The following is a 19857-nucleotide window of genomic DNA, read 5'->3' as shown; positions in this document are numbered from 1 at the left end:
GGGTCTCGGAAAGCGTTCCGGGGCGGTCCTGCACCGGACGGAAACAGGGGCCGTGAGTGGCCGGGCCAAGGTGCGCAATCATACCGGAAGGCGCCTGTTGGCACCAATCCCAACATGCTCGCTCGTGCTAAGCTCAGGCGCTGTCGGGATTGGCGCCGCGAGGGGAATCGTGCCCAATCCGGGGGAGTGTAGCGAGCCGCCCGCCAGCACGCCGGTGGGCACCGACGAGAACCCTGAGGAGTCTGCAATCGATGAAGATGATGCGAAGCCTGACCACGCTGCTACTGCTGGGCCTGCTGGCCGCCTGCGCCGAGAATGACGGTGTCAGCGAGCACGAGCGCCAGGCCGCCGACGCGGTCGCCGCCCTGCACCAGCTGTTCGACGATGAGTGGGAGCGCGCCCTGCGTGAGAGCCCGACCTACGCCTCCGCCCAGGGGGATCGGCGCTGGAATGACCAGTGGCCGGATCTCAGCGAGGAGGCCCGTGCGGCCCGGCAGGCCGCGGAACGGGAAGTGATCGAGCGGCTTGATGCCATCGACCGCTCCCTGCTGCCGGCCGAAGAACAGCTCAACTACGACCTCTTCCGCACCGACTACGAGACCCGCATCGAAGGACATGATTTCGACAGCCACCTGATCACCCTGAACCAGCGGGGCGGCATCCAGAACGCCGACGACACCGCCAGCCGCATTCCCCAGGAGCGGGTGTCGGACTTCGAGGACTGGATCACCCGTCTGGAGACCTTCGATGGCTACATGGATCAGACCATCGCGCTCCTCAGGCGCGGCATCGAGACCGGCTGGACCCTGCCGCACGTAATTGCCCAGCGCATCCCGCCGCAGATCGACGCCCAGCGGGTGGACGATCCGGAGGACAGCGGCTTCTACGCCCCCTTCCGTGACATGCCCGGCCGCATCAGCGAGGACGAGCAGGAACGCCTGCGCGCCGCTGCCCGCGAGGCCATCAACGAAGTGGTGCTGCCGGCCTATGAGCGTTTCTACACCTTCTTCACCGAGGAGTACCTGCCCGGTGCGCGGGAAACCCTGGGTGCCCGCCACTTCCCGGATGGCGAGCGCTATTACAGCTGGCGCGCCCGCCACTTCACCACCACCGATCTCAGCCCGGAGGAAATCCACGAGATCGGCCTGAGTGAGGTCGAGCGCATTCGCGGCGAGATGTATACGATCATCGAGAAACTGGATTTCGATGGCGACTTCGATGACTTCCTGCACTATCTGCGCACGGACGAGAAGTTCTATTACGAAGACCCCGATGATCTGCTCCAGCACTACCGGGCGGAATCCAAGCGCATTGACGGGCTGCTGCCGCCCTTCTTCAACACCATGCCGCGCATGCCCTACGGCGTGACGCCCATTCCGGATGCCATTGCCCCGGACACCACCACCGCTTACTACTCGCGCCCGGCGGCGGACGGCACCCGGGCCGGCTTCTACTACGTCAATCTCTACCGGCCGGACACCCGGCCGATCTGGGAAATCCCGGCCCTGAGCGTGCATGAGGCGGTGCCGGGCCATCACTTCCAGATTGCCCTGGCCCAGGAAATCGAGGGTCTGCCCAACTTCCGTCGCTACGGCGGCGCGACCGCCTTCGTCGAAGGCTGGGCCCTGTACACCGAGTGGCTGGCCCACGAGATGGGCGTGTACGAAACCCTCTATGACGAATTCGGCCAGCTGACCTATGAAATGTGGCGGGCCGTGCGTCTGGTGGTGGACACCGGCCTGCACGTCATGGACTGGACCCGTGATGAAGCCATCGACTTCTTCATGAGCAACGCCGCCCGGGCCGAGCACGACATCATCAACGAGATCGACCGCTACATCGCCTGGCCGGGCCAGGCTCTGGCCTACAAGATCGGCGAGCTCAAGATCCGCGAACTGCGCGAACGCGCCGAGGAAGCCCTGGGCGAGGATTTCGACATCCGCTATTTCCACGACACCGTGCTGCTCAACGGCGCCATCCCCCTGGATGTGCTGGAGCAGGTGGTGGATGAATGGATCAAGGAAAAAAGTTCCCAGTGAACAGTTCCCAGTGAACAGCGGGCCGTGCCAGCTGATCGGCCCGCTGTTTCCTGACAGTCACTACTACTTATCTGGCAGGCAGCCGGCATTGCATCAACAACGTGGCAGGGCCCAGCAGTAACCGCGGCCCTGCTGTTCACTGGGAACTGGGAACTGTTCACTGGACCATGCAACCCCGCGACGATACCCAAGCCCTCAACACCCGCGCCGTCCTGGCCCTGATCATCGCCATGGGCCTGGTGGGTGTCAGTTTCGGGGCCAGCGCACCGCTGGTGGCCTCGATTCTGGAGGAGCGGGGTTTCTCCGAGTATTACACCGGGGCGGTATCGGCTACCCTGTCACTGGCAATCGCCCTGCTCAGCCCCTTTGCCGGCACTCTGGTGGCCCGCCTGGGCCCGCGCTGGATCACCCTGGCCGGGATTCTGCTGCAGGGCCTGTGCTTTTCCGCGCTGGGCCTGGCCCTGTTCTGGCATGAGCACCTGCTGTTCCCGGTGCGTTTCCTGCTCGGCCTGGCGGCGGCCTTTACCTTCATCGCCGCCGAAACCGCCCTGCTGCGCGGGGTCCAGCCCTGGCAACGGGGGCGGGCCATGGCTGCCTACGGCACCGTGCTGGGGCTGGGCTATGGCGGCGGCGTGCTGCTCTCGGCCCCGGCCTACGCCTGGTTTGGCCTGTGGTGCTTCGCCCTGGTCGGCCTGCTGGCGGTGATCGTCGCCCCGGTCTGCCGCTGGGGCCTGAAAGGCCTGCCCCGCCCCGAGCCTGCCAGCGATTCCAGCCGCCGGCGCGGGCGTCACCTGCGCTGGCGCCTGGTGGCCCTGGGCCTGTTCGGCGCGGTGATCTTCGGCGTGCTGGACAACGGCATGACCGGGATCTACCCGGTGGAAGGCCATCGCCTGGGCTTCGACCGCGGCCAGACGCTGAACATCGTCGGCATCATGCTCATCGCCTCGGTGCTGGCCCAGCCCCTTTGCGGCATCCTGGCCGACCGTATCGGCGCCCTGCGGGTGCTGGCCGGCCTCGGCCTGATTGGCCTGGCCGGCTCCGCGGCCACCGGCTGGATCGCCTGGCAGGGCCTGGGCTACGGGGCCACCGTGGCCGGCTTCGCCGTGGTGGGCCTGGCCGGCGGCGGCACCTATCCCGTCTGCCTCAAGCTGATCGGCGACCGGGTTCGCTCCGAGGCCCTGCCCAAGGCCAACGCCGCCTTCTCCGCCGCCTACGGCTGGGCCTCCCTGTTCGGCCCCATCGCCGGCGCCCTGATGATCGACGCCGCCATCCGCACCGGCCTGCTGGGCTGGGCGCTGCCCGGGTTGGGGTTGATGGTTTTTGCCGTTCTTTTGCCCTTGTTGGCCCTCGACCGGCGGTGGCGGTCGGGTTTGGTGAAGTGAACAGTGAACAGTTCCCAGTGAACAGCCGGCCGTGCAGGCAATGATCCCGTGCCGCTCCGGATAAACCCGGACAACCCAGCGCTCAGTGAGTCACTGAATCAATCAGAAAAGCAGAAGGCCGCTCGGTTGGCACGGCCTGCTGTTCACTGGGAACTGTTCACTGTTCACTTTCTCCCCTCCCAGGCCTCTGCGGTAGAATATGGCACTGCGTTTCAGGAGCCCCCAATGATTGAAAGGCGCAAGACAAGACAAGTCCTGGTAGGCGGTGTCCCCGTGGGCGGCGGCGCGCCCATCATGGTCCAGTCCATGACCAACACCGACACGGCCGACATCGAGGCGACCGTCAAGCAGGTGGCCGAGCTGGCGCGGGCCGGTTCCGAAGTGGTGCGCATCACCGTCAACAACGAGGCCGCCGCCGCGGCCGTGCCCACCATCCGCGAGCGCCTGGAGGCCATGGGCATGGACGTGCCCCTGGTGGGAGATTTCCACTTCAACGGCCACAAGCTCCTGACGAAGTACCCCGACTGCGCCGCTGCCCTGGCCAAGCTGCGCATCAACCCGGGCAATGTGGGCAAGGGTTCGCGCCGGGACAGCCAGTTCGCGCAGATGATCGAAATCGCCATCGAGCACGACAAGCCGGTGCGCATCGGCGTCAACTGGGGCAGCCTGGACCAGGACCTGCTCACCCGCCTGATGGACGAGAACGCCCGCGCCGCCGAGCCGCGCGAAGCCCGCGACATCATGTTCGAGGCCATGATCCAGTCCGCCATCGGCAGCGCCGAACGGGCCGAGGAACTGGGCCTGGCAGGCGACAAGATTGTCCTGTCCTGCAAGATGAGCGGCGTACAGGATCTGATCACGGTCTATCGCCAGCTGGCCGATCGCTGCGACTATCCCCTGCACCTGGGCCTCACCGAGGCCGGCATGGGTTCCAAGGGCATCGTGTCGTCCACCGCGGCACTCGCGGTGCTGCTGCAGGAAGGCATCGGCGACACCATCCGCATTTCCCTGACCCCGGAACCGGGTGGTGCGCGCACCCGCGAGGTCATCGTTGGGCAGGAAATCCTGCAGAGCATGGGCCTGCGTTCCTTTACCCCGCAGGTGGTGGCCTGCCCGGGCTGCGGCCGCACCACCAGCACCTTCTTTCAGGAGCTGGCGCGGGACATCGAGACCTGGATCCGCGAGCAGATGCCGCGCTGGCGCAAGCAGTACCAAGGCGTGGAAGACATGCAGGTGGCCGTCATGGGCTGCGTGGTCAATGGCCCGGGGGAATCCCGCCATGCCAACATCGGCATCAGCCTGCCGGGCACCGGTGAGCGCCCGGTGGCGCCGGTCTTCGAGGATGGCGAGAAGACCGTCACGCTCAAGGGCGATCACATCGCGCAGGAATTTCAGGGCCTGGTGCAGGCCTATGTGGAATCCCACTACCATCCCCGCGAGGGCAGCGATAAGCGCCGCGAAGCGGGCTGACAGCCCGTGGCGAACGAGCCCCTGCGCCAGGCTGTACAAACAGGTAAGATGGGAAACATGAACTCATAAGGACGGCCCCGCTCAGGCGGCCGGATCCGGTATTCAACGGGAGGTGATCTCATGGGCAAGGGCACGAAGTACGAAGCCAAGGTCCCAGACGAGAATGGCTACATCCATTACACGGATGAGGAAAACCAGATCTGGCACGAGCTGATCACGAATCAGAAGAAGGTGCTGCCCGGCCGCGCCTCGCCCATCTGGCTGGAGGCCATGGAGCGCATGGAGTTCCCGGAAGACCGGGTGCCCCAGTGCAAGGAAGTCTCCGAAGTGTTGATGGATCACACCGGCTGGTCGGTGGCGCCGGTGCCGGCCCTGATCAACTTCGACAAGTTCTTTGCCCTGCTGGCGGACAAGCAGTTCCCCGCGGCCAGCTTCATTCGCACCCGCGAGGAAATGGAATACCTGCAGGAGCCGGACATCTTCCACGAGATCTTCGGTCACACCCCCCTGCTGACCGACAAGCGCTTCGCCGACTTCACCCACGCCTATGGCAAGGCCGGCCTGGAAGCAAGCAAGGAAGATCGCAAGTATCTGGCCGCCCTGTACTGGTTCACGGTGGAGTTCGGCCTGATCAATACACAAGAAGGTCTGCGCACCTACGGTGCCGGTGTGGTGTCCTCGCCCGGCGAAACCGTGTACTCGGTGGAAAGCGACGAGCCGGAGCGCAAGCCCTTCGACCCGGTGGAGTGCATGCGCACCCCCTACCGCATTGATATCTATCAGCGCACCTACTTCGTCATCGACAGCCTGGATGACCTCTTCGAAGTGGCCAATCAGGACATGATGGCGATGGTGGAGGAAGCCAAGCGCAAGGGCATGCATCCGCCCAACTTCCCCTTCGACGACCTGCCGGAGGAAAAGCAGGAACGCTTCAAGCGCCTGCTCAAGGAAGCATCGTAAGCCAACAGTTCCTGCTCAAGGGGCCGGCCCCGTAGGGGCCGGCCTTATTGATTCCAAAAACAACGGGAGACCGACCATGTCCGATTTGACCGCACAGCACTGCGCCCCCTGCGAAGGCGGCGTCAAGCCCTTCGACCAGGCCGAAGCCGAAAAGCACATAAAGGAACTGGATGAAGGCTGGGAAATCGTCGATGGCGGCAAGACCATCCGCAAGACCTTCAAGTTCAAGGGCTTCAACAAGACCATGGGCTTCATGAACGCCGTGGCCTGGATCGCCAACGCCGAAGGCCACCACCCGGACGTGAAACTGGGCTTCAACTTCTGCGAACTCAACTGGCAGACCCACGCCATCGATGGCCTGTCCATCAACGACTTCATCTGCGCCGCCAAGGTGGATGCGCTGTTCAAGTGAGGCGTGAGGAGAAAACCCCGCTTCGGCGGGGTTTTTTTGTGGCGAAAACATTGGAACCACCGAAGACGCCGACTATGAAATGGCTACGGCCCGTCTATTGCCTCGCTGTAGGCGCGGATTCATCCGCGCAATGGTCCGAATTCGCCGCCCGTTCTGTTAACGGATCCACCATTGGTTTAAACCGGCGATACCTTTCTCGCAAATGAGCCCTGCCGGATTCAAGCCATTGCGCGGATGAATCCGCGCCTACGGCGAGGCCTTAGAGAGGTATGTATTGATTCCTATTCGGTGGTTCCAGGGTTTTCACCCCATCGCCCGCCGGATCACCTCGCGCTTGATCGGTCCGCTGTGGTCGAACAGGCGCATGCCCCAGCCGCGCAGCAGGTCCATTCCCGGTGCGTCGCTGCGGAACAGGCGGTTGATGCCATCCAGGGTATGCAGCATGAAGCGGTTGTCGGGGGCGCGGGCGCGTTCGTAGCGGCGAAGGACGGCACGCTCACCCGGATCATTGCCACGCTCGACGGCGCGGCCCATGACGCTCAGGAGTTCGGCCACGTCCTTAAGACCCAGGTTCATGCCGAGACCCGCCAGGGGATGCACGGTATGGGCCGCATCGCCCACCAGCACCAGGCGCTGGTCGATGTAGCGCTCGGCCTGGCGGGAACACAGGGGGAAGGCCACTACCTCGGTATCGGGCATCAACTCACCCAGGACTCCGTCGCTGGCCAGGGTCAGTTCCCGGCCGAAGGCCTCGGGCGCGAGCCCCTTCAGGCGCTCCGCCTCGGCCGGCGTGGTGGACCAGACAATCGAGCAGCGCCCGTCCGCCAGGGGAAGCAGTGCCAGCGGGCCGGTCTCCAGGAATCGCTGGCGGGCCGTTTCATCATGGGGCTTCTCGCTTGTGATATGGGCCACCAGCGCCATCTGCTCGTGATCCACCGGCCTTACGCCAATGCCGGCCATCTCCCGCAGGGGCGACTGCCCCCCGTCGGCGGCCACCACCAGGCGCGACCGCAGGCGACCGGCGCCGGCCAGGCTGAGAATGGCGCCGTCCGGCTCCAGGCTCACCCGCTCCACCCGCTCGGGGGTGAAGCAATCCACGGACGAGTCCCTGAGACGTTCATGCAGAGCCGCCTGAATGACCCGGTTCTCGATGATGTGCCCCAGGTCCGGCTCGGCCACGTCGGCCGCGTCGAACTCCACCCGGCCATGAGCATCCCAGACACTCATGTGGCGGTAGGGGCTGGCCCGTACACCGGCGATGTGATCCCAGGCTCCCAGGTCCGTCAGCAAGCGCTGAGAGGCCCGCGAGACAGCGAACACCCGCAGGTCCAGGGTCTCGGCCGGATCCACCGGTGCCTGCAGCGGCCGCGCGTCCACCAGCGCCACCGAAAAGCCCTTCCGAGCCAGCCCAAGCGCGGCCGCCGCGCCGACCGGGCCGGCACCCACCACGGTAATGTCATGGTTCTTTTTCATGCCGGGCATCCTACTGCGCGGCTTCGGGAAAGGCCAGACGACAGGGACTGTCGTGGATTGGAGGTGGCTGATGAAATCGCGGGCCGCATTTTCAGAATTATCCTACAGCGCAGGCGCCAAAAGAGGTCTAGTCTCAATATCCCATGCTTGAGAAAGTCTGGTCATCGATGCCCCAGGCCGGACACCACTGCCGGCCCGCAACGTCAAGGAGGAGACGGTCATGCGAGGCAACTGGAAATGCTCCATCCGCACGGAAGCCGCCGAAGCGCTCGGCATTCAGAAACGAATTCCCAGCGAGTATTACGAACGGGTCATCCACTCGAAGAATACCTCACGCGAAGCCGCCATCAGCGCGGCCATCTACGAGCTGTTGCCCGGTGGCCTGCCGGTACCCGCCAGAGACCGCAATGTCTACGAATCCCTCATTGCCTGTGAACAGGACGACAGCGACTGGCCGATGACGCATTAGGCGAAACGACGGATTCCCCATTTTCGGTGGATCGGCGCTTTCCTGATCGGCCAATAAAAAACCCGCCACGAGGGCGGGTTCTTTTATATGGCGGGGCTGGGAGGATTGTTCGGCCCGTCCTTGGGCCTCACCCCTCCGCTGCGCTCCGGGGCCTTCCGCCTCCGGCGAAAGTCCAAATTTGCTCCCGGCAAATTTGTCGAACCGCTATCATTTTTAATGAGAGGTCGGGGGTTCGAATAATCTTCACAATCAGCCATAAAAAAACCCCCGCCTGCACGGCGGGGGTTTTTGTATGGCGGGGCTGGGAGGATTCGAACCCCCGACCTCTCGGTTCGTAGCCGAACGCTCTATCCAACTGAGCTACAGCCCCTGATTTTCTGCGCTTTTCCCTGGACGGGAAAGCCGCGCATTATGCTGAAAAACGCGGCTTCCGTCAACGCCGAACCCGCTTTCGGGTTCGAACCAAGACTTCACCCGCAATAGCCAATCACCACACCTAGTGGTATTAGCCGAATCTGGCGGAGAGGGAGGGATTACTCCGCGCATCCATGCGCTCCGCCCTCCGGGCCTGCTCCGCTTCGCTTCGCAGTTCAAATTCGCTCCCGGCGAATTTGTCGAACCCTCCATCGGGTTCGAATTCAGCTGCCTGCGAGGCAAGTGCCAACCGCTGATTTGGCGGCACCTCATAATCTGGCGGAGAGGGAGGGATTCGAACCCTCGGAGCCCGTTAGGACTCACTCCCTTAGCAGGGGAGCGCTTTCGACCACTCAGCCACCTCTCCGGGGTGCTTCACGCCAGGCGCGAAGCAGGGGGCGAATGATACCGGGGGAGCCGCTGATCGTAAAGGCCGGCTTGCCTCTCATCGCCCCTCAACCTGCTGGACTTGCGAATGCGCCTCAGGCGTTCTCGCCTTCACCGGCGGCATTGCCTTCGCTTTCCTGGCGAATACGCTCGTAGATTTCTTCACGATGGACGGCGACATCCTTGGGGGCATTCACGCCGATCCGCACCTGGTTGCCTTTCACCCCAAGCACGGTCACGGTGACTTCATCACCGATCATTACGGTTTCACCCACTCGCCGGGTCAGAATCAACATGGTGTTACTCCTCGTCCCTAATGGACACTCAATCACCCTGATAGGGCGTCCCGGTCGACCATTCTTCTGCTCGGATACTCGGGAGGCCCTGCGCACTCAAGATTGCCGACTTCAGCCGGTCTCATTGTTGATCATTGCCAGAGGCAGACCCCGATTAAACAGGATTCGCCTTCGTATTACCAGTTTTTGCCGGTCGGTGTGCAGATTTCCAGCCGTTCCCGAGGCAGTTTACTGCCCAATCTGCTCACGCACCCAGGCTTCAACCGAGGCCAGGGCCTCATCCAGCTTGCCGGGCTCGGTGCCCCCGGCCTGGGCCATGTCGGGGCGGCCGCCGCCCTTGCCACCCACCTGGCTGGCAACGGCGTTGACCAGGTCGCCGGCCTTTATCCGCTTGGTTTCGTCCTTGGTCACCCCGGCGGCGAGGCGAACCTTGCCGTCTTCCACGGTGGCCAGCACCACGGCGGCACGACCCAGCTTGTTCTTGAGCTGGTCCACCGCATCCCGCAGGGCCTTGGCGTCGGCACCGTCCAGGCGCTCGGCCAGCACCTTGATACCGTCGATTTCCACTGCCTTGCCGGTCAGATCACTGCCGGTGCCGCTGGCCAGCTTGCCGCGCAGCTGGGTGATCTCCTTCTCCAGTTTCTTCTGCTTGTCCAGCAGCTGGGCGACCCGCTCGGGGGTATCCTCGCGATCGGAACGGACCAGACCGGCAATCTTCGCCAGGCGGGCATCGGTCTCACGCATCCACTGGATGGCGCCGAATCCAGTCACCGCCTCGATACGACGAACGCCGGCGGCGATGCCGCCCTCGTAGGTGATGCGGAAGGCACCGATGTCGCCGGTGCGGGCCACGTGGGTGCCGCCGCACAGTTCCATGGAGAAGTCACCGAAGCGCAGGGTGCGCACTTCACTGCTGTAATGCTCCCCGGCCAGGTGCAGGGCGCCGGCCCGGACCGCGTCGTCAAAGGCCATGTGACGCACTTCGGCCGCCACGTTGGCCAGGATCTGTTCATTGACCCGGTTCTCGATCGATTCGAGCTGCTCCGGCGTCAGGGCCTCGCCGTGGGAAAAGTCGAAACGCAGGCGATCCGGGGCCACCAGGGAGCCTTTCTGGGCAATATGGTCGCCGAGTACTTCCCGCAGCGCGGCGTTGAGCAGATGGGTGGCGGAGTGGTTGCGCACGATGTCGGCGCGACGGCGCTCGTCGATGCGCGCCTCCACTTTCTCGCCCACCTTGAGCCGGCCACTTTTCAGGGTCCCGATATGGGCATGGGCGGCGGCGCCCTGCTTTTGGGTGTCCTCGACACGGAATTCACCCCCGTCGGTCTCGATCACGCCACTGTCACCCATCTGGCCACCGCCTTCGGCGTAGAAGGGCGTGGCATCCAGCACCACGATGCCGCTCTCACCGGCTTCGAGGCTGTCCACCGGATCGCCATCACGGAAGATATGGGTGACGGTGGCCGTGTGGCCGGTCTTTTCATAGCCGGTGAATTCGGTCTCGGCATCCACGTCCGGCGCGGCGCCATGGGCAGCACTGAAGCTGCTGGCGGCACGGGCCCGTTCGCGCTGGGCATTCATGGCGGCATCGAAGCCTTCCTGATCCACCTTGAGATCCCGTTCACGGGCGATGTCAGCGGTCAGGTCCACCGGGAAGCCGTAGGTGTCATAGAGCTTGAAGACGGTATCACCGGGAATGGTGTCACCCTCGAGACCGGCAATGGCCTCGTCCAGCAGCTTCATGCCCTGTTCTACCGTTTCCGCAAAGCGCTCTTCTTCGCGGCGCAGGGCCTTGATGACGTCATCCTGGCGGCGGCGCAGTTCGGGGAAGGCCTCGCCCATTTCCTCCACCAGCGTGGGCACCAGCTTGTGGAAGAAACTGCCACTCGCGCCCAGCTTGAAACCATGGCGCACGGCGCGCCGGATGATGCGGCGCAGCACGTAACCACGCCCCTCGTTGGAGGGAATCACGCCGTCCACGATCAGGAAGCTGCAGGCACGGATGTGATCGGCGATGACCTTGAGCGAGGGATGGCTCAGATCCTGGTCGCCTCCCACGGCCTCGGCCGCGGAGTGAATCAGGCGCTGGAACAGGTCGGTGTCGTAGTTGCTGTGTACGCCCTGCAGCACCGCCGCAATGCGCTCCAGGCCCATGCCGGTGTCGACGCAGGGTGCCGGCAGGGGCGTCATTTCGCCGCTGGCGTCCCGGTCATACTGCATGAACACCAGATTCCAGATCTCCACATAGCGGTCGCCATCTTCCTCGGGGGTGCCGGGGGGGCCACCGGGAACCTCGGGGCCGTGATCATAGAAGATCTCGGAACAGGGGCCACAGGGGCCGGTATCCCCCATGGACCAGAAATTGTCGGCCGCCCCGATGCGTGAAAAACGCTCGGCACTGACACCCACTTCCTTGAGCCAGATGTCGGCGGCCTCGTCGTCTTCCTCGTAAACGGTCACCCACAGCCGCTCTTCCGGCAGGCCCACTTCGCGGGTCAGGAATTCCCAGGCGTACTGGATGGCCTCGCGCTTGAAGTAATCGCCGAAACTGAAGTTGCCCAGCATTTCGAAGAAGGTGTGATGGCGGGCGGTATAGCCGACGTTCTCCAGGTCATTGTGCTTGCCGCCGGCACGCACGCAGCGCTGGGAGGTGGTGGCCCGGGTATAACCCGGCTTCTCACGCCCGAGAAAGACGTCCTTGAACTGCACCATGCCGGCATTGGTGAACAGCAGCGTGGGATCGTTCTGCGGCACCAGCGGGCTGGACGGCACGATGGTGTGACCACGCTCCCGGAAATAGTCCAGAAAACGCTGGCGCAGTTCGGCAGTACTCAGGGTCTTGGTGTTGTCGCTCATGGGCTGGGACATGGTCTCTCGGCGTCGTTCAGGGTCAATCGGCGAAACGACCATTATGCCTTGAGGTGGGGGTGGCTTGCGACAGGGGGAAGGGCCTGGAACCACCGAAGACGCCGAAGCACACCGAAGAAAACCGAAAGATTCACCCGCTGAAAGGCAAAGCCCCCCGGAATATCTCAGGTCAAGTCGGCCCGGACATCGGTCGCTGTGGGAGCGGCCACACTACGACAGGAGGCTCACCGAAGCCTTGATCGCGGCGGACGCCGCTCCCACAGGGCTTGACACCGATCCCGCAAGAAAAAGTTTTTTCCGCCTTTGCTTTTCTTCGGCGTACTTCGGTGGTTCCCGGGTTTGTTATTCCAGACCCAGTTCCGCCGGGTCCACGTCCAGTGCCGTGCGCACGTGGTCGGCGGCGAAGCCACGCTGGGCGAGGAAGCGGGCCTGGCGGGCCTTTTCCTCGAGGGTGGCGGGGCGCTCGTCGCCGAACTTGCGGCGGCGGACGTCGGCGGCGAGATGGCTGAAATCGCAGCCGGCCTCCCGCAGCCCGTGGTCGATGAGCGATCCGTCGACGCCGCGCTGCTGAAGCTCGGCACGGATCTTCATGGGGCCGGAACCGCGATCAACCCGGCTGCGAACAAAGTGTTCGACAAAGCGTTCTTCGCAGAGATAGCCCAGCTCTTCCAGCCGGGCGAGTGCGGTTTCAGTGGTATCACGACCATAACCCTTGCGGGACAGGCGCTGGGCCAGTTCCGCACGGGCGTACTCACGACGCGACAGCAGGCGCACGGCGTAGGCCGTGGCCTTGCTGACGCTGTCTTCAGGCTGATCCGTCTGCAACGACAACCCCGGCCCTGCTCAAAGACGAAGGGCGGAATCAGGCCTCGGCCTGTTCCTGATCCGCCGCTGGCGCCTCTTCCTCGTTTCTGGCCTTCTTCTTCGGCAACAGCATCTCGCGCAGGGCCGCCTCGATTTCCTGGGCCGTCTCGGGATTGTCCTTGAGGAACTGGCGGGCGTTGTCCTTGCCCTGGCCGATGCGATCGCCCTTGTAGCTGTACCAGGAACCCGCCTTGTCCACCAGGCCATTGGCCACACCCAGGTCGATGATCTCGCCTTCGCGGGAAATGCCCTGGCCGTAGAGAATTTCGAACTCCGTCTGGCGGAAGGGTGGCGCCACCTTGTTCTTGACCACTTTCACGCGGGTGTCATTGCCCAGCACTTCATCGCCCTTCTTGATCGAACCAATGCGGCGGATGTCGAGGCGCACCGAGGAGTAGAACTTCAGGGCATTACCGCCGGTGGTGGTCTCGGGGCTGCCGAACATGACACCGATCTTCATGCGAATCTGGTTGATGAAGACCACCAGGGTGCCGGAACGCTTGATGTTGGCGGTGAGTTTGCGCAGGGCCTGGGACATCAGGCGCGCCTGCAGGCCCACGTGGGAATCACCCATCTCGCCTTCGATCTCGGCCTTGGGGGTGAGCGCGGCCACGGAGTCGACAATCACCACATCCACGGCCCCGGAGCGCACCAGCATGTCGGCAATCTCCAGCGCCTGCTCGCCGGTATCGGGCTGGGAAACCAGCAGATCATCCAGGTTCACGCCCAGCTTCTCGGCGTATTCCGGATCGAGGGCGTGCTCGGCGTCCACGAAGGCCGCGGTGCCGCCCTGCTTCTGGCATTCGGCAATCACGTGCAGGGTAAGCGTGGTCTTGCCCGAGGATTCCGGCCCGTAGATTTCGGCGACGCGGCCCTTGGGCAGACCACCCACGCCGAGAGCGACGTCGAGGCCCAGGGAGCCGGTGGAAATGGCGGAGACGTCACGGAATTCCGCGCCATCGCCCATGCGCATCACGGAGCCCTTGCCGAACTGCTTCTCGATCTGCCCAAGGGCCGCGGCCAGTGCCTTCTTTCTGTTCTCGTCCATCAAAACCCCCATGAGGTTGCGCGGATGCGGGCGGTGCCCGTCACGGTGAATTTGCGCTGCATTATCCCACCCGGATCGGCCGGGCTGAAAGGCCCGATCGGGGCCGCTGGTCGACTCATGCTGTCAGCCTGGAGCGACAGATGATGTCGGAAACAAACCGCAGGCCTTTCCGGGCCACCCGGAACAACGCGCCTGTACGTTTGTACAGTAGTCTAGTCGATCAGCGACCATTCGCCAACAATCTCGTACTCCGAGATCGGGCCATCAGTGTGGGAACGCACCAGACAGAAACGTTCGGCGCGCCAGGTGAGCGGTTCAATGACCGGCGGGGCTTCGGCCACCGTGACACCGCGGGCCACGGTCACATGGGGCTTGTAGGGGCGACTGCGCAGGTCGAAGCCTTCACCGCCCAGCTCGGTATTGAGGTCGGCCACGACGCCCAGCAGGGGATCCGGTGTGTCGCTGCATCCCAGCCACAGCACCCGTGGTTGAGGCCAGAAGCCGGCACGATCCAGCACCAGCTCCACGTCACGATTGCGTACCCGTGCGGCGGCCGCCTCGGCCCGGCCGGCCTGCTCATCGGACAGCGAGCCCAGGAAGCGCAGAGTGATGTGCAGGTTGTCGCGGGGTACCGCCTTGCCATCCTCGGCCACGGCCTGGACGGAGCGCGCCCGCTCATCGAGTTCGCTGCGAAGGGCTTCATCCGGCCAGAGGGCGAAGAAGAGTCGATGGGTACTACTCACTGGTAAAACTCCCGTTCTGGTTGGGAACCTCCGCACGGAGATTCCAGCGTCACTCAAGGCCCCCCAGCCATTCCAGCGCCATGCCCAGGGCATGGGCCACGCTGGCCCGGCGCACCGCTTCGCGGTCGCCCGAAAACTGTCGCGATTCCCGGCGCAGCGTACCGGCGCCGTCGGCCAGGGCGAAACAGACCAGCCCCACCGGCTTGTCGCGGCTGCCTCCGCCCGGCCCGGCCACACCACTCACTGCCAGGGCAATATCGGCTCCGGCACGCAGGCGAGCACCGATGGCCATGGCCGAGACCACTTCTTCCGAAACGGCGCCGTGGGTCTCGAGCATGGCCGTGTCCACACCCAGCTCCTCGGCCTTGGCGGCATTGGAATAGGTGATCCAGCCACGCTGGAACCACTCGGAACTGCCGGCCACGTCGGTCAGGCATTTGCCCAGCCAGCCGCCGGTGCATGATTCTGCCACAGTCACACTGGCCTGCCTCGCCAGCAGAGCCGTGCCCAGGTGCTGCGCCTGGGCAAACAGCTGTTCATCGGTGGGCGGCTTGATCGTGGTCATGCGTGGGATACTAACGGATTTGCACGCACAGGGTGAGCGACTTGCCAGCCGGGCATCGGCTCAATACGATGCCCGCCTTGATCTTCAATGAATGCGGACCACAGGAACCGAGCATGAGCGACGATCGTTTCGCCGGACATACCCCGATGATGCGCCAGTATCTGCGGGTCAAGGCGGAGCATCCGGACATTCTGCTCTTCTACCGCATGGGCGATTTCTACGAATTGTTCTTCGAAGACGCCCAACGCGCCGCCGAACTGCTCGACATCACCCTGACCAAACGGGGCGAGTCCGCCGGCAAGCCCATTCCCATGGCCGGCGTGCCCTATCATTCCGCGGAGAGCTATCTCGCCCGCCTGGTCCGCCTGGGCGAATCCGTGGCCATCTGCGAGCAGGTGGGGGATCCGGCCACCAGCAAGGGTCCGGTGGAGCGCAAGGTGGTGCGCATCATCACGCCGGGCACCGTCACCGATGAGGCGCTGCTGGAAGAGCGCCGGGACAACCTGCTCACCGCCATCCACCATCGGGACGGCCACTGGGGCCTGGCCACCCTGGACCTGACCAGTGGCCGCTTCATCCTGCTCGAGATCGACGGACATGAAGCCCTGGTGGCGGAACTGGAACGCCTCAATCCCGCCGAACTTCTGCATGACGAAGACGAGGCCTTGCCCGCCCCGGCCCGGGAACGCGCGGGTCGCCGCGCGCGACCAAGCTGGCATTTCGACCCGGGGCACGGGCGCCAGTTGCTGTGCGAGCAGTTCCAGGTGCGGGATTTGTCCGGCTTCGATTGCGAGGATCGGCCACTGGCCATTGCCGCCGCCGGCGCGCTCATGGGCTATGTGCGGGAAACCCAGCGGACCGCCCTGCCCCATATCCGCCAGCTGCGGGTGGAGCGGCGCGAGGAAGCCGTGGTCATGGACGCGGCCACCCGTCGCAATCTGGAGATCGACCGCAATCTGGGCGGACGCGACCAGCACACCCTGGCCGGCGTCTTCGACCGCAGTGCCACGCCCATGGGCAGCCGTCTTCTGCGGCGCTGGCTGAACCGTCCCCTGCGTGACCGGGACACCCTGCGTGGCCGTTACCAGTGCATCGATACCCTGCTGACGACACACAGTCACCCCGGCCTGGCCGAGGCTCTGCGCGGCATCGGGGACGTGGAACGCATCCTGGCCCGGGTGGCCCTGCGCTCCGCCCGGCCACGGGATCTCTCCCGCCTGCGCGACAGCCTGGCCCAGGTGCCCGCCCTGCGGGATCACATTGCCCGCCTGGACTCCCCGCTGCTGGCCCGCCTGGCCGAGGGTCTGGGAGACCCCTCACCGGTGGTAAGCCTGCTGCAGGCGGCGGTGATCGACAGCCCGCCCGCCGTGATCCGGGACGGAGGCGTGATCGCCGAAGCCTACGACGAAGCACTGGATGAACTGCGTCGCCTGTCCAGCAATGCCGATGGCTTTCTCACGGATCTGGAAAAGCGCGAGCGCGAGCGCACCGGTATCAGCACCCTGAAGGTGGGCTACAACCGGGTGCATGGCTACTTCATCGAGATCAGCAAGGCCCAGGCAAGGGAAGTGCCCACCGAGTACCAGCGCCGCCAGACCCTCAAGGCCGCCGAGCGCTACATCACGCCGGAACTGAAAGGGTTCGAGAACAAGGTACTGAGCGCCCGCGAACGCGCGCTGGCCCGGGAAAAGGCCTTGTACGAACAACTGCTGGACAAGCTCGGCGAGCATCTGCCGATGATGCAGACCACGGCCGAAGCCCTGGCCGAACTGGATGTCATGAGCTGCCTGGCCGAGCGGGCGGAAAGCCTGAACCTGGTCATGCCGGAGCTGACGGACGAACCCTGCCTTCGTGTGCAGGGCGGCCGTCACCCCGTGGTGGAGGGCGTGATTGACGATGCCTTCGTGCCCAACGATCTGAACATGGATGAACAACGCCGCCTGCTGATCATTACCGGCCCCAACATGGGCGGCAAATCCACCTATATGCGTCAGGTGGCGCTGATTGCCATCCTCGCCCACGTGGGCAGCTTCGTACCGGCGGACGCCGCCGTGCTCGGTCCCATCGACCGCATCTTTACCCGCATCGGCGCCTCGGACGATCTCGCCGGCGGCCAGTCCACCTTCATGGTGGAGATGAGCGAAACCGCCAACATCCTCAATAACGCCACCGACCAGAGCCTGGTGCTGATGGATGAAATCGGCCGCGGCACCAGCACCTATGACGGCGTATCCCTGGCCCGGGCCTGCGCCGAGCACATCGCCCGAGAGATTGGCGCCTACACTCTCTTCGCCACCCATTACTTCGAGCTGACCGAGCTGCCCGAGCAGCTGCCGGCCTGCGTCAACGTGCACCTGGACGCCACCGAGCACGGCGAGAAGCTGGTCTTCCTGCACCAGGTCCGCGAAGGGCCGGCCAACCAGAGCTACGGCCTGCAGGTCGCCGCCCTGGCCGGGGTACCGAAGTCCGTGATCAAGGCCGCCCGGGGGCATCTCACTGAACTGGAACAGGGACAGCGCAGCGAGCAGCCCCAACTGGGCCTGTTCCAGGCACCACCTCCCCGGCCCGTGAAACCCGTGGAGGGATCGGACAAGCCGGATCGCCTGCGGGAAGAACTGCAGGGCCTGAACCCCGATGACCTCAGCCCGCGGGAGGCCCTGGAACGGCTGTATCGCCTGAAGGGCCTGCTGGACAAGGACCAATAGACCTCGCCTACCTCGCTACAGGCACCGTGGGAGCGGATTTATCCGCGATGCATTCTTGTGTGCCCAGAGGCCGTAACAGGTCCTACATATTCAAGATCTGATCTTGTTCAAAACCCGGTACCTGTTACGGCTTGCCGGGTCACAAAAAAGCATCGAGGCTGAAGCCTCTCCCACAGTCGCCAAGATCGGCACCGGGACAATCAACCGTGATCGAAGCAACCATCCCGCAGAAAGGCGACAATCTGATCGGCCACCTGGCGGGACATCAGCATGCTGGTGTGGCTGACATCCAGGAGGATGTAATCGCTGGCCCCCACCAGTTCAGTTTCCTCCACAGCCACGGTGCCATCATTGGGTTCGGGCAGCTCGCTCAGGGCCACACCCACACCGATGCCTCGGGTGCCCGCGAGCACACCGAGCCCGTTGGGCCAGGACCAGACCGGTTCACGCTCTTCCAGCAGCCCCTCCTGCCCACTGCGACCGAGAATCACCTCGCCAAACCGATTCGCGGCCGTGGCGCGGGCCGCCTGACTGCCACGCACTGGTGAACCAAGAAACACAATGCGGCCACTGATCACGGATCCGTAACGCTCGAACAGACGCAGAGTCAACAATCCACCAAGGCTGTGCGCCACCAGGTGAATTCGGGTTCCGTCCACGGTCTGGAGAAAGTCATGCAGGCTTTCGGCATTCTCGTCCAGGGTGCCCGACAGGGTACGGTAGGAGAATTGCTCGGTGGCATAACCCGCTTCACGCACCTGGCGCCGAAGATAGAACAGCTCCATTCCCGTCATCCACAGACCGTGGATGAACACCACCGTCTCGGCCGGCTGGGTTCCCTGCTGCTTCGGCATTCGCCGGTTCTCCGTTGGTGGTGTGGTTGTCGTTGATTGTACCGCCGAGGCGGGCGGGTTCCAGTGACTGTTTTTTCGTCGTTGTCGTTGTCGTTGTCGGAATTTTCCAAGGAGCAAGGAGCAAACCCCTAAAAAAACCTGGCCGTGGCGGTTCCAGGTGTTTTTCCCGTAGCTCGCTGCTCGTCACTCGCAGCTTGGAAAACCGATTACGACAACGACAACGACAACGATAAAAACCGGCACTGCCGAGCCTTGCTGCTCGCTTCTCGCTACTTGCTATCCCAAGACCATCGGAATCACCTGCAGCAACCCCCGCCGATTACTCCAGGAACTCACCCTTGCCACCGCCCGGTCGAAGGGCAGCCACTGCCAGCTCACGTGTTCATCCGGGTTGATTTGTACGGGAACGGGCGACGGGGCCTGCCAGCAGAAGACGGTTTCGTGATTCGTTTCAGTACCGGGTGGAAAGCGATGGCGCCAGTCGGGATGAATCTCGAAGCGGGCTTCCAGGCCACAGGGCCGGGGCGGCTGTCGGGGATCGAGACCGGTTTCCTCGCGCAGCTCGCGCCATGCTGCCTCGGCATGGCTCTCGCCCCAGTTCAGACTGCCAGTCACCGACTGGAAGAATCCGGCCGGCTGACGGCGTTCGAGGATGAGGATTTCCGCGTCGGGGGTGTAAACGAGAACGAGAACGGATTCCGGGCGTTTGTGCTGTGTCATTGCAGCCCGCCTCCGGCACGGGAGCCGCGGTTGGGATGGCGCTTGGGTTCGTTGTCGTTGTCGTTGTCGTTGTCGTTGTCGGAATTTTCCAAGGAGCAACCCCCTAAAAAACCTGGCCGTGGCGGTTCTAGGTGTTTTTCCCGTAGCTCGCTGCTCGTCACTCGCAGCTTGGAAGTCCGATTACGACA

Annotated in this window: 16 protein-coding genes and 2 tRNA genes; 7 read left to right on the top strand and 11 right to left on the bottom strand. The window is 64.1% G+C overall.

Annotation, left to right across the window (positions count from 1 at the left end):
- Positions 1 to 251 precede the first annotated feature (251 nt).
- The 5 genes from RBH19_RS11210 to RBH19_RS11190 all read left to right on the top strand — a co-directional run bounded on the left by RBH19_RS11210 (position 252) and on the right by RBH19_RS11190 (position 6263).
- Positions 252 to 2039 (top strand): DUF885 domain-containing protein, encoded by a 1788-nt coding sequence (locus RBH19_RS11210; protein ID WP_306728947.1) that lies wholly within the window; start codon positions 252 to 254, stop codon positions 2037 to 2039.
- 167 nt (positions 2040 to 2206) lie between these two features.
- A complete protein-coding gene (locus tag RBH19_RS11205; RefSeq protein WP_306728946.1) occupies positions 2207 to 3421 on the top strand; it encodes an MFS transporter in 1215 nt (404 codons plus the stop codon).
- A gap of 225 nt (positions 3422 to 3646) precedes the next feature.
- Positions 3647 to 4891, top strand: coding sequence for a flavodoxin-dependent (E)-4-hydroxy-3-methylbut-2-enyl-diphosphate synthase (gene ispG, locus RBH19_RS11200; protein WP_306728945.1), 1245 nt, complete (start codon positions 3647 to 3649; stop codon positions 4889 to 4891).
- Positions 4892 to 5011: 120 nt separating this feature from the next.
- Entirely contained in the window at positions 5012 to 5851 is an 840-nt protein-coding gene (gene phhA, locus RBH19_RS11195; protein WP_306728944.1) for a phenylalanine 4-monooxygenase, read from the top strand.
- Positions 5852 to 5927: 76 nt separating this feature from the next.
- On the top strand, positions 5928 to 6263 hold the full coding sequence (locus RBH19_RS11190) for a 4a-hydroxytetrahydrobiopterin dehydratase (protein ID WP_306728943.1): 336 nt from the start codon (positions 5928 to 5930) through the stop codon (positions 6261 to 6263).
- 303 nt (positions 6264 to 6566) lie between these two features.
- Here the strand turns inward: RBH19_RS11190 and RBH19_RS11185 are convergent, their stop codons facing one another.
- Positions 6567 to 7736 carry a UbiH/UbiF/VisC/COQ6 family ubiquinone biosynthesis hydroxylase gene (locus tag RBH19_RS11185; RefSeq protein WP_306728942.1) on the bottom strand — a complete coding sequence of 390 codons (1170 nt, stop codon included), beginning with the start codon at positions 7734 to 7736 and terminating at the stop codon, positions 6567 to 6569.
- A 220-nt stretch (positions 7737 to 7956) separates the two neighbouring features.
- Here RBH19_RS11185 and RBH19_RS11180 point away from each other — a divergent pair, with 220 nt between their 5' ends.
- Positions 7957 to 8205 (top strand): hypothetical protein, encoded by a 249-nt coding sequence (locus RBH19_RS11180; RefSeq protein WP_306728941.1) that lies wholly within the window; start codon positions 7957 to 7959, stop codon positions 8203 to 8205.
- 293 nt (positions 8206 to 8498) lie between these two features.
- On the opposite strand, the gene RBH19_RS11175 is transcribed toward RBH19_RS11180, so the two are convergent.
- The 8 genes from RBH19_RS11175 to RBH19_RS11140 all read right to left on the bottom strand — a co-directional run bounded on the left by RBH19_RS11175 (position 8499) and on the right by RBH19_RS11140 (position 15390).
- Positions 8499 to 8575 (bottom strand) — tRNA-Arg (locus tag RBH19_RS11175).
- A gap of 321 nt (positions 8576 to 8896) precedes the next feature.
- Positions 8897 to 8986 (bottom strand) — tRNA-Ser (locus RBH19_RS11170).
- A 115-nt stretch (positions 8987 to 9101) separates the two neighbouring features.
- Positions 9102 to 9302 carry a carbon storage regulator CsrA gene (csrA, locus tag RBH19_RS11165; protein WP_306728940.1) on the bottom strand — a complete coding sequence of 67 codons (201 nt, stop codon included), beginning with the start codon at positions 9300 to 9302 and terminating at the stop codon, positions 9102 to 9104.
- Between the two features lie 228 nt (positions 9303 to 9530).
- The gene (gene alaS, locus RBH19_RS11160; protein ID WP_306728939.1) at positions 9531 to 12170 is read right to left on the bottom strand and encodes an alanine--tRNA ligase; all 2640 of its coding nucleotides are present in this window, start codon (positions 12168 to 12170) and stop codon (positions 9531 to 9533) included.
- 342 nt (positions 12171 to 12512) lie between these two features.
- On the bottom strand, positions 12513 to 12995 hold the full coding sequence (locus tag RBH19_RS11155; RefSeq protein WP_306728938.1) for a regulatory protein RecX: 483 nt from the start codon (positions 12993 to 12995) through the stop codon (positions 12513 to 12515).
- 37 nt (positions 12996 to 13032) lie between these two features.
- Positions 13033 to 14082 carry a recombinase RecA gene (gene recA / locus RBH19_RS11150; RefSeq protein WP_306728937.1) on the bottom strand — a complete coding sequence of 350 codons (1050 nt, stop codon included), beginning with the start codon at positions 14080 to 14082 and terminating at the stop codon, positions 13033 to 13035.
- A gap of 212 nt (positions 14083 to 14294) precedes the next feature.
- On the bottom strand, positions 14295 to 14825 hold the full coding sequence (thpR, locus tag RBH19_RS11145; protein ID WP_306728936.1) for an RNA 2',3'-cyclic phosphodiesterase: 531 nt from the start codon (positions 14823 to 14825) through the stop codon (positions 14295 to 14297).
- Between the two features lie 49 nt (positions 14826 to 14874).
- Positions 14875 to 15390: a CinA family protein gene (locus tag RBH19_RS11140; RefSeq protein WP_306728935.1), complete on the bottom strand. Its 516-nt coding sequence runs from the start codon at positions 15388 to 15390 to the stop codon at positions 14875 to 14877.
- 113 nt (positions 15391 to 15503) lie between these two features.
- Here RBH19_RS11140 and mutS point away from each other — a divergent pair, with 113 nt between their 5' ends.
- Positions 15504 to 18095: a DNA mismatch repair protein MutS gene (mutS, locus tag RBH19_RS11135; protein ID WP_306728934.1), complete on the top strand. Its 2592-nt coding sequence runs from the start codon at positions 15504 to 15506 to the stop codon at positions 18093 to 18095.
- A gap of 200 nt (positions 18096 to 18295) precedes the next feature.
- Here the strand turns inward: mutS and RBH19_RS11130 are convergent, their stop codons facing one another.
- Together RBH19_RS11130 and nudB are read right to left on the bottom strand one after the other, a co-directional pair.
- Positions 18296 to 19066: an esterase/lipase family protein gene (locus tag RBH19_RS11130; protein WP_510184480.1), complete on the bottom strand. Its 771-nt coding sequence runs from the start codon at positions 19064 to 19066 to the stop codon at positions 18296 to 18298.
- Between the two features lie 159 nt (positions 19067 to 19225).
- Complete coding sequence (gene nudB, locus RBH19_RS11125; RefSeq protein WP_306728932.1) at positions 19226 to 19669, bottom strand: dihydroneopterin triphosphate diphosphatase; 444 nt, start codon at positions 19667 to 19669, stop codon at positions 19226 to 19228.
- Between the last annotated feature and the right edge of the window lie 188 nt (positions 19670 to 19857).

Source organism: Natronospira bacteriovora, from assembly GCF_030848495.1.
Classification (GTDB): Bacteria; Pseudomonadota; Gammaproteobacteria; order Natronospirales; family Natronospiraceae; genus Natronospira; species Natronospira bacteriovora.
This window is presented reverse-complemented; position numbering and strand designations above follow the sequence as displayed.

Coding starts and splice junctions, on each gene's coding strand:
- RBH19_RS11210 (WP_306728947.1), top strand. CDS start 252: ATGAAGATGATGCGAAGCCTGACCACGCTGCTACTGCTGGGCCTGCTG.
- RBH19_RS11205 (WP_306728946.1), top strand. CDS start 2,207: ATGCAACCCCGCGACGATACCCAAGCCCTCAACACCCGCGCCGTCCTG.
- ispG (WP_306728945.1), top strand. CDS start 3,647: ATGATTGAAAGGCGCAAGACAAGACAAGTCCTGGTAGGCGGTGTCCCC.
- phhA (WP_306728944.1), top strand. CDS start 5,012: ATGGGCAAGGGCACGAAGTACGAAGCCAAGGTCCCAGACGAGAATGGC.
- RBH19_RS11190 (WP_306728943.1), top strand. CDS start 5,928: ATGTCCGATTTGACCGCACAGCACTGCGCCCCCTGCGAAGGCGGCGTC.
- RBH19_RS11185 (WP_306728942.1), bottom strand. CDS start 7,736: ATGAAAAAGAACCATGACATTACCGTGGTGGGTGCCGGCCCGGTCGGC.
- RBH19_RS11180 (WP_306728941.1), top strand. CDS start 7,957: ATGCGAGGCAACTGGAAATGCTCCATCCGCACGGAAGCCGCCGAAGCG.
- csrA (WP_306728940.1), bottom strand. CDS start 9,302: ATGTTGATTCTGACCCGGCGAGTGGGTGAAACCGTAATGATCGGTGAT.
- alaS (WP_306728939.1), bottom strand. CDS start 12,170: ATGTCCCAGCCCATGAGCGACAACACCAAGACCCTGAGTACTGCCGAA.
- recA (WP_306728937.1), bottom strand. CDS start 14,082: ATGGACGAGAACAGAAAGAAGGCACTGGCCGCGGCCCTTGGGCAGATC.
- RBH19_RS11140 (WP_306728935.1), bottom strand. CDS start 15,390: ATGACCACGATCAAGCCGCCCACCGATGAACAGCTGTTTGCCCAGGCG.
- mutS (WP_306728934.1), top strand. CDS start 15,504: ATGAGCGACGATCGTTTCGCCGGACATACCCCGATGATGCGCCAGTAT.
- nudB (WP_306728932.1), bottom strand. CDS start 19,669: ATGACACAGCACAAACGCCCGGAATCCGTTCTCGTTCTCGTTTACACC.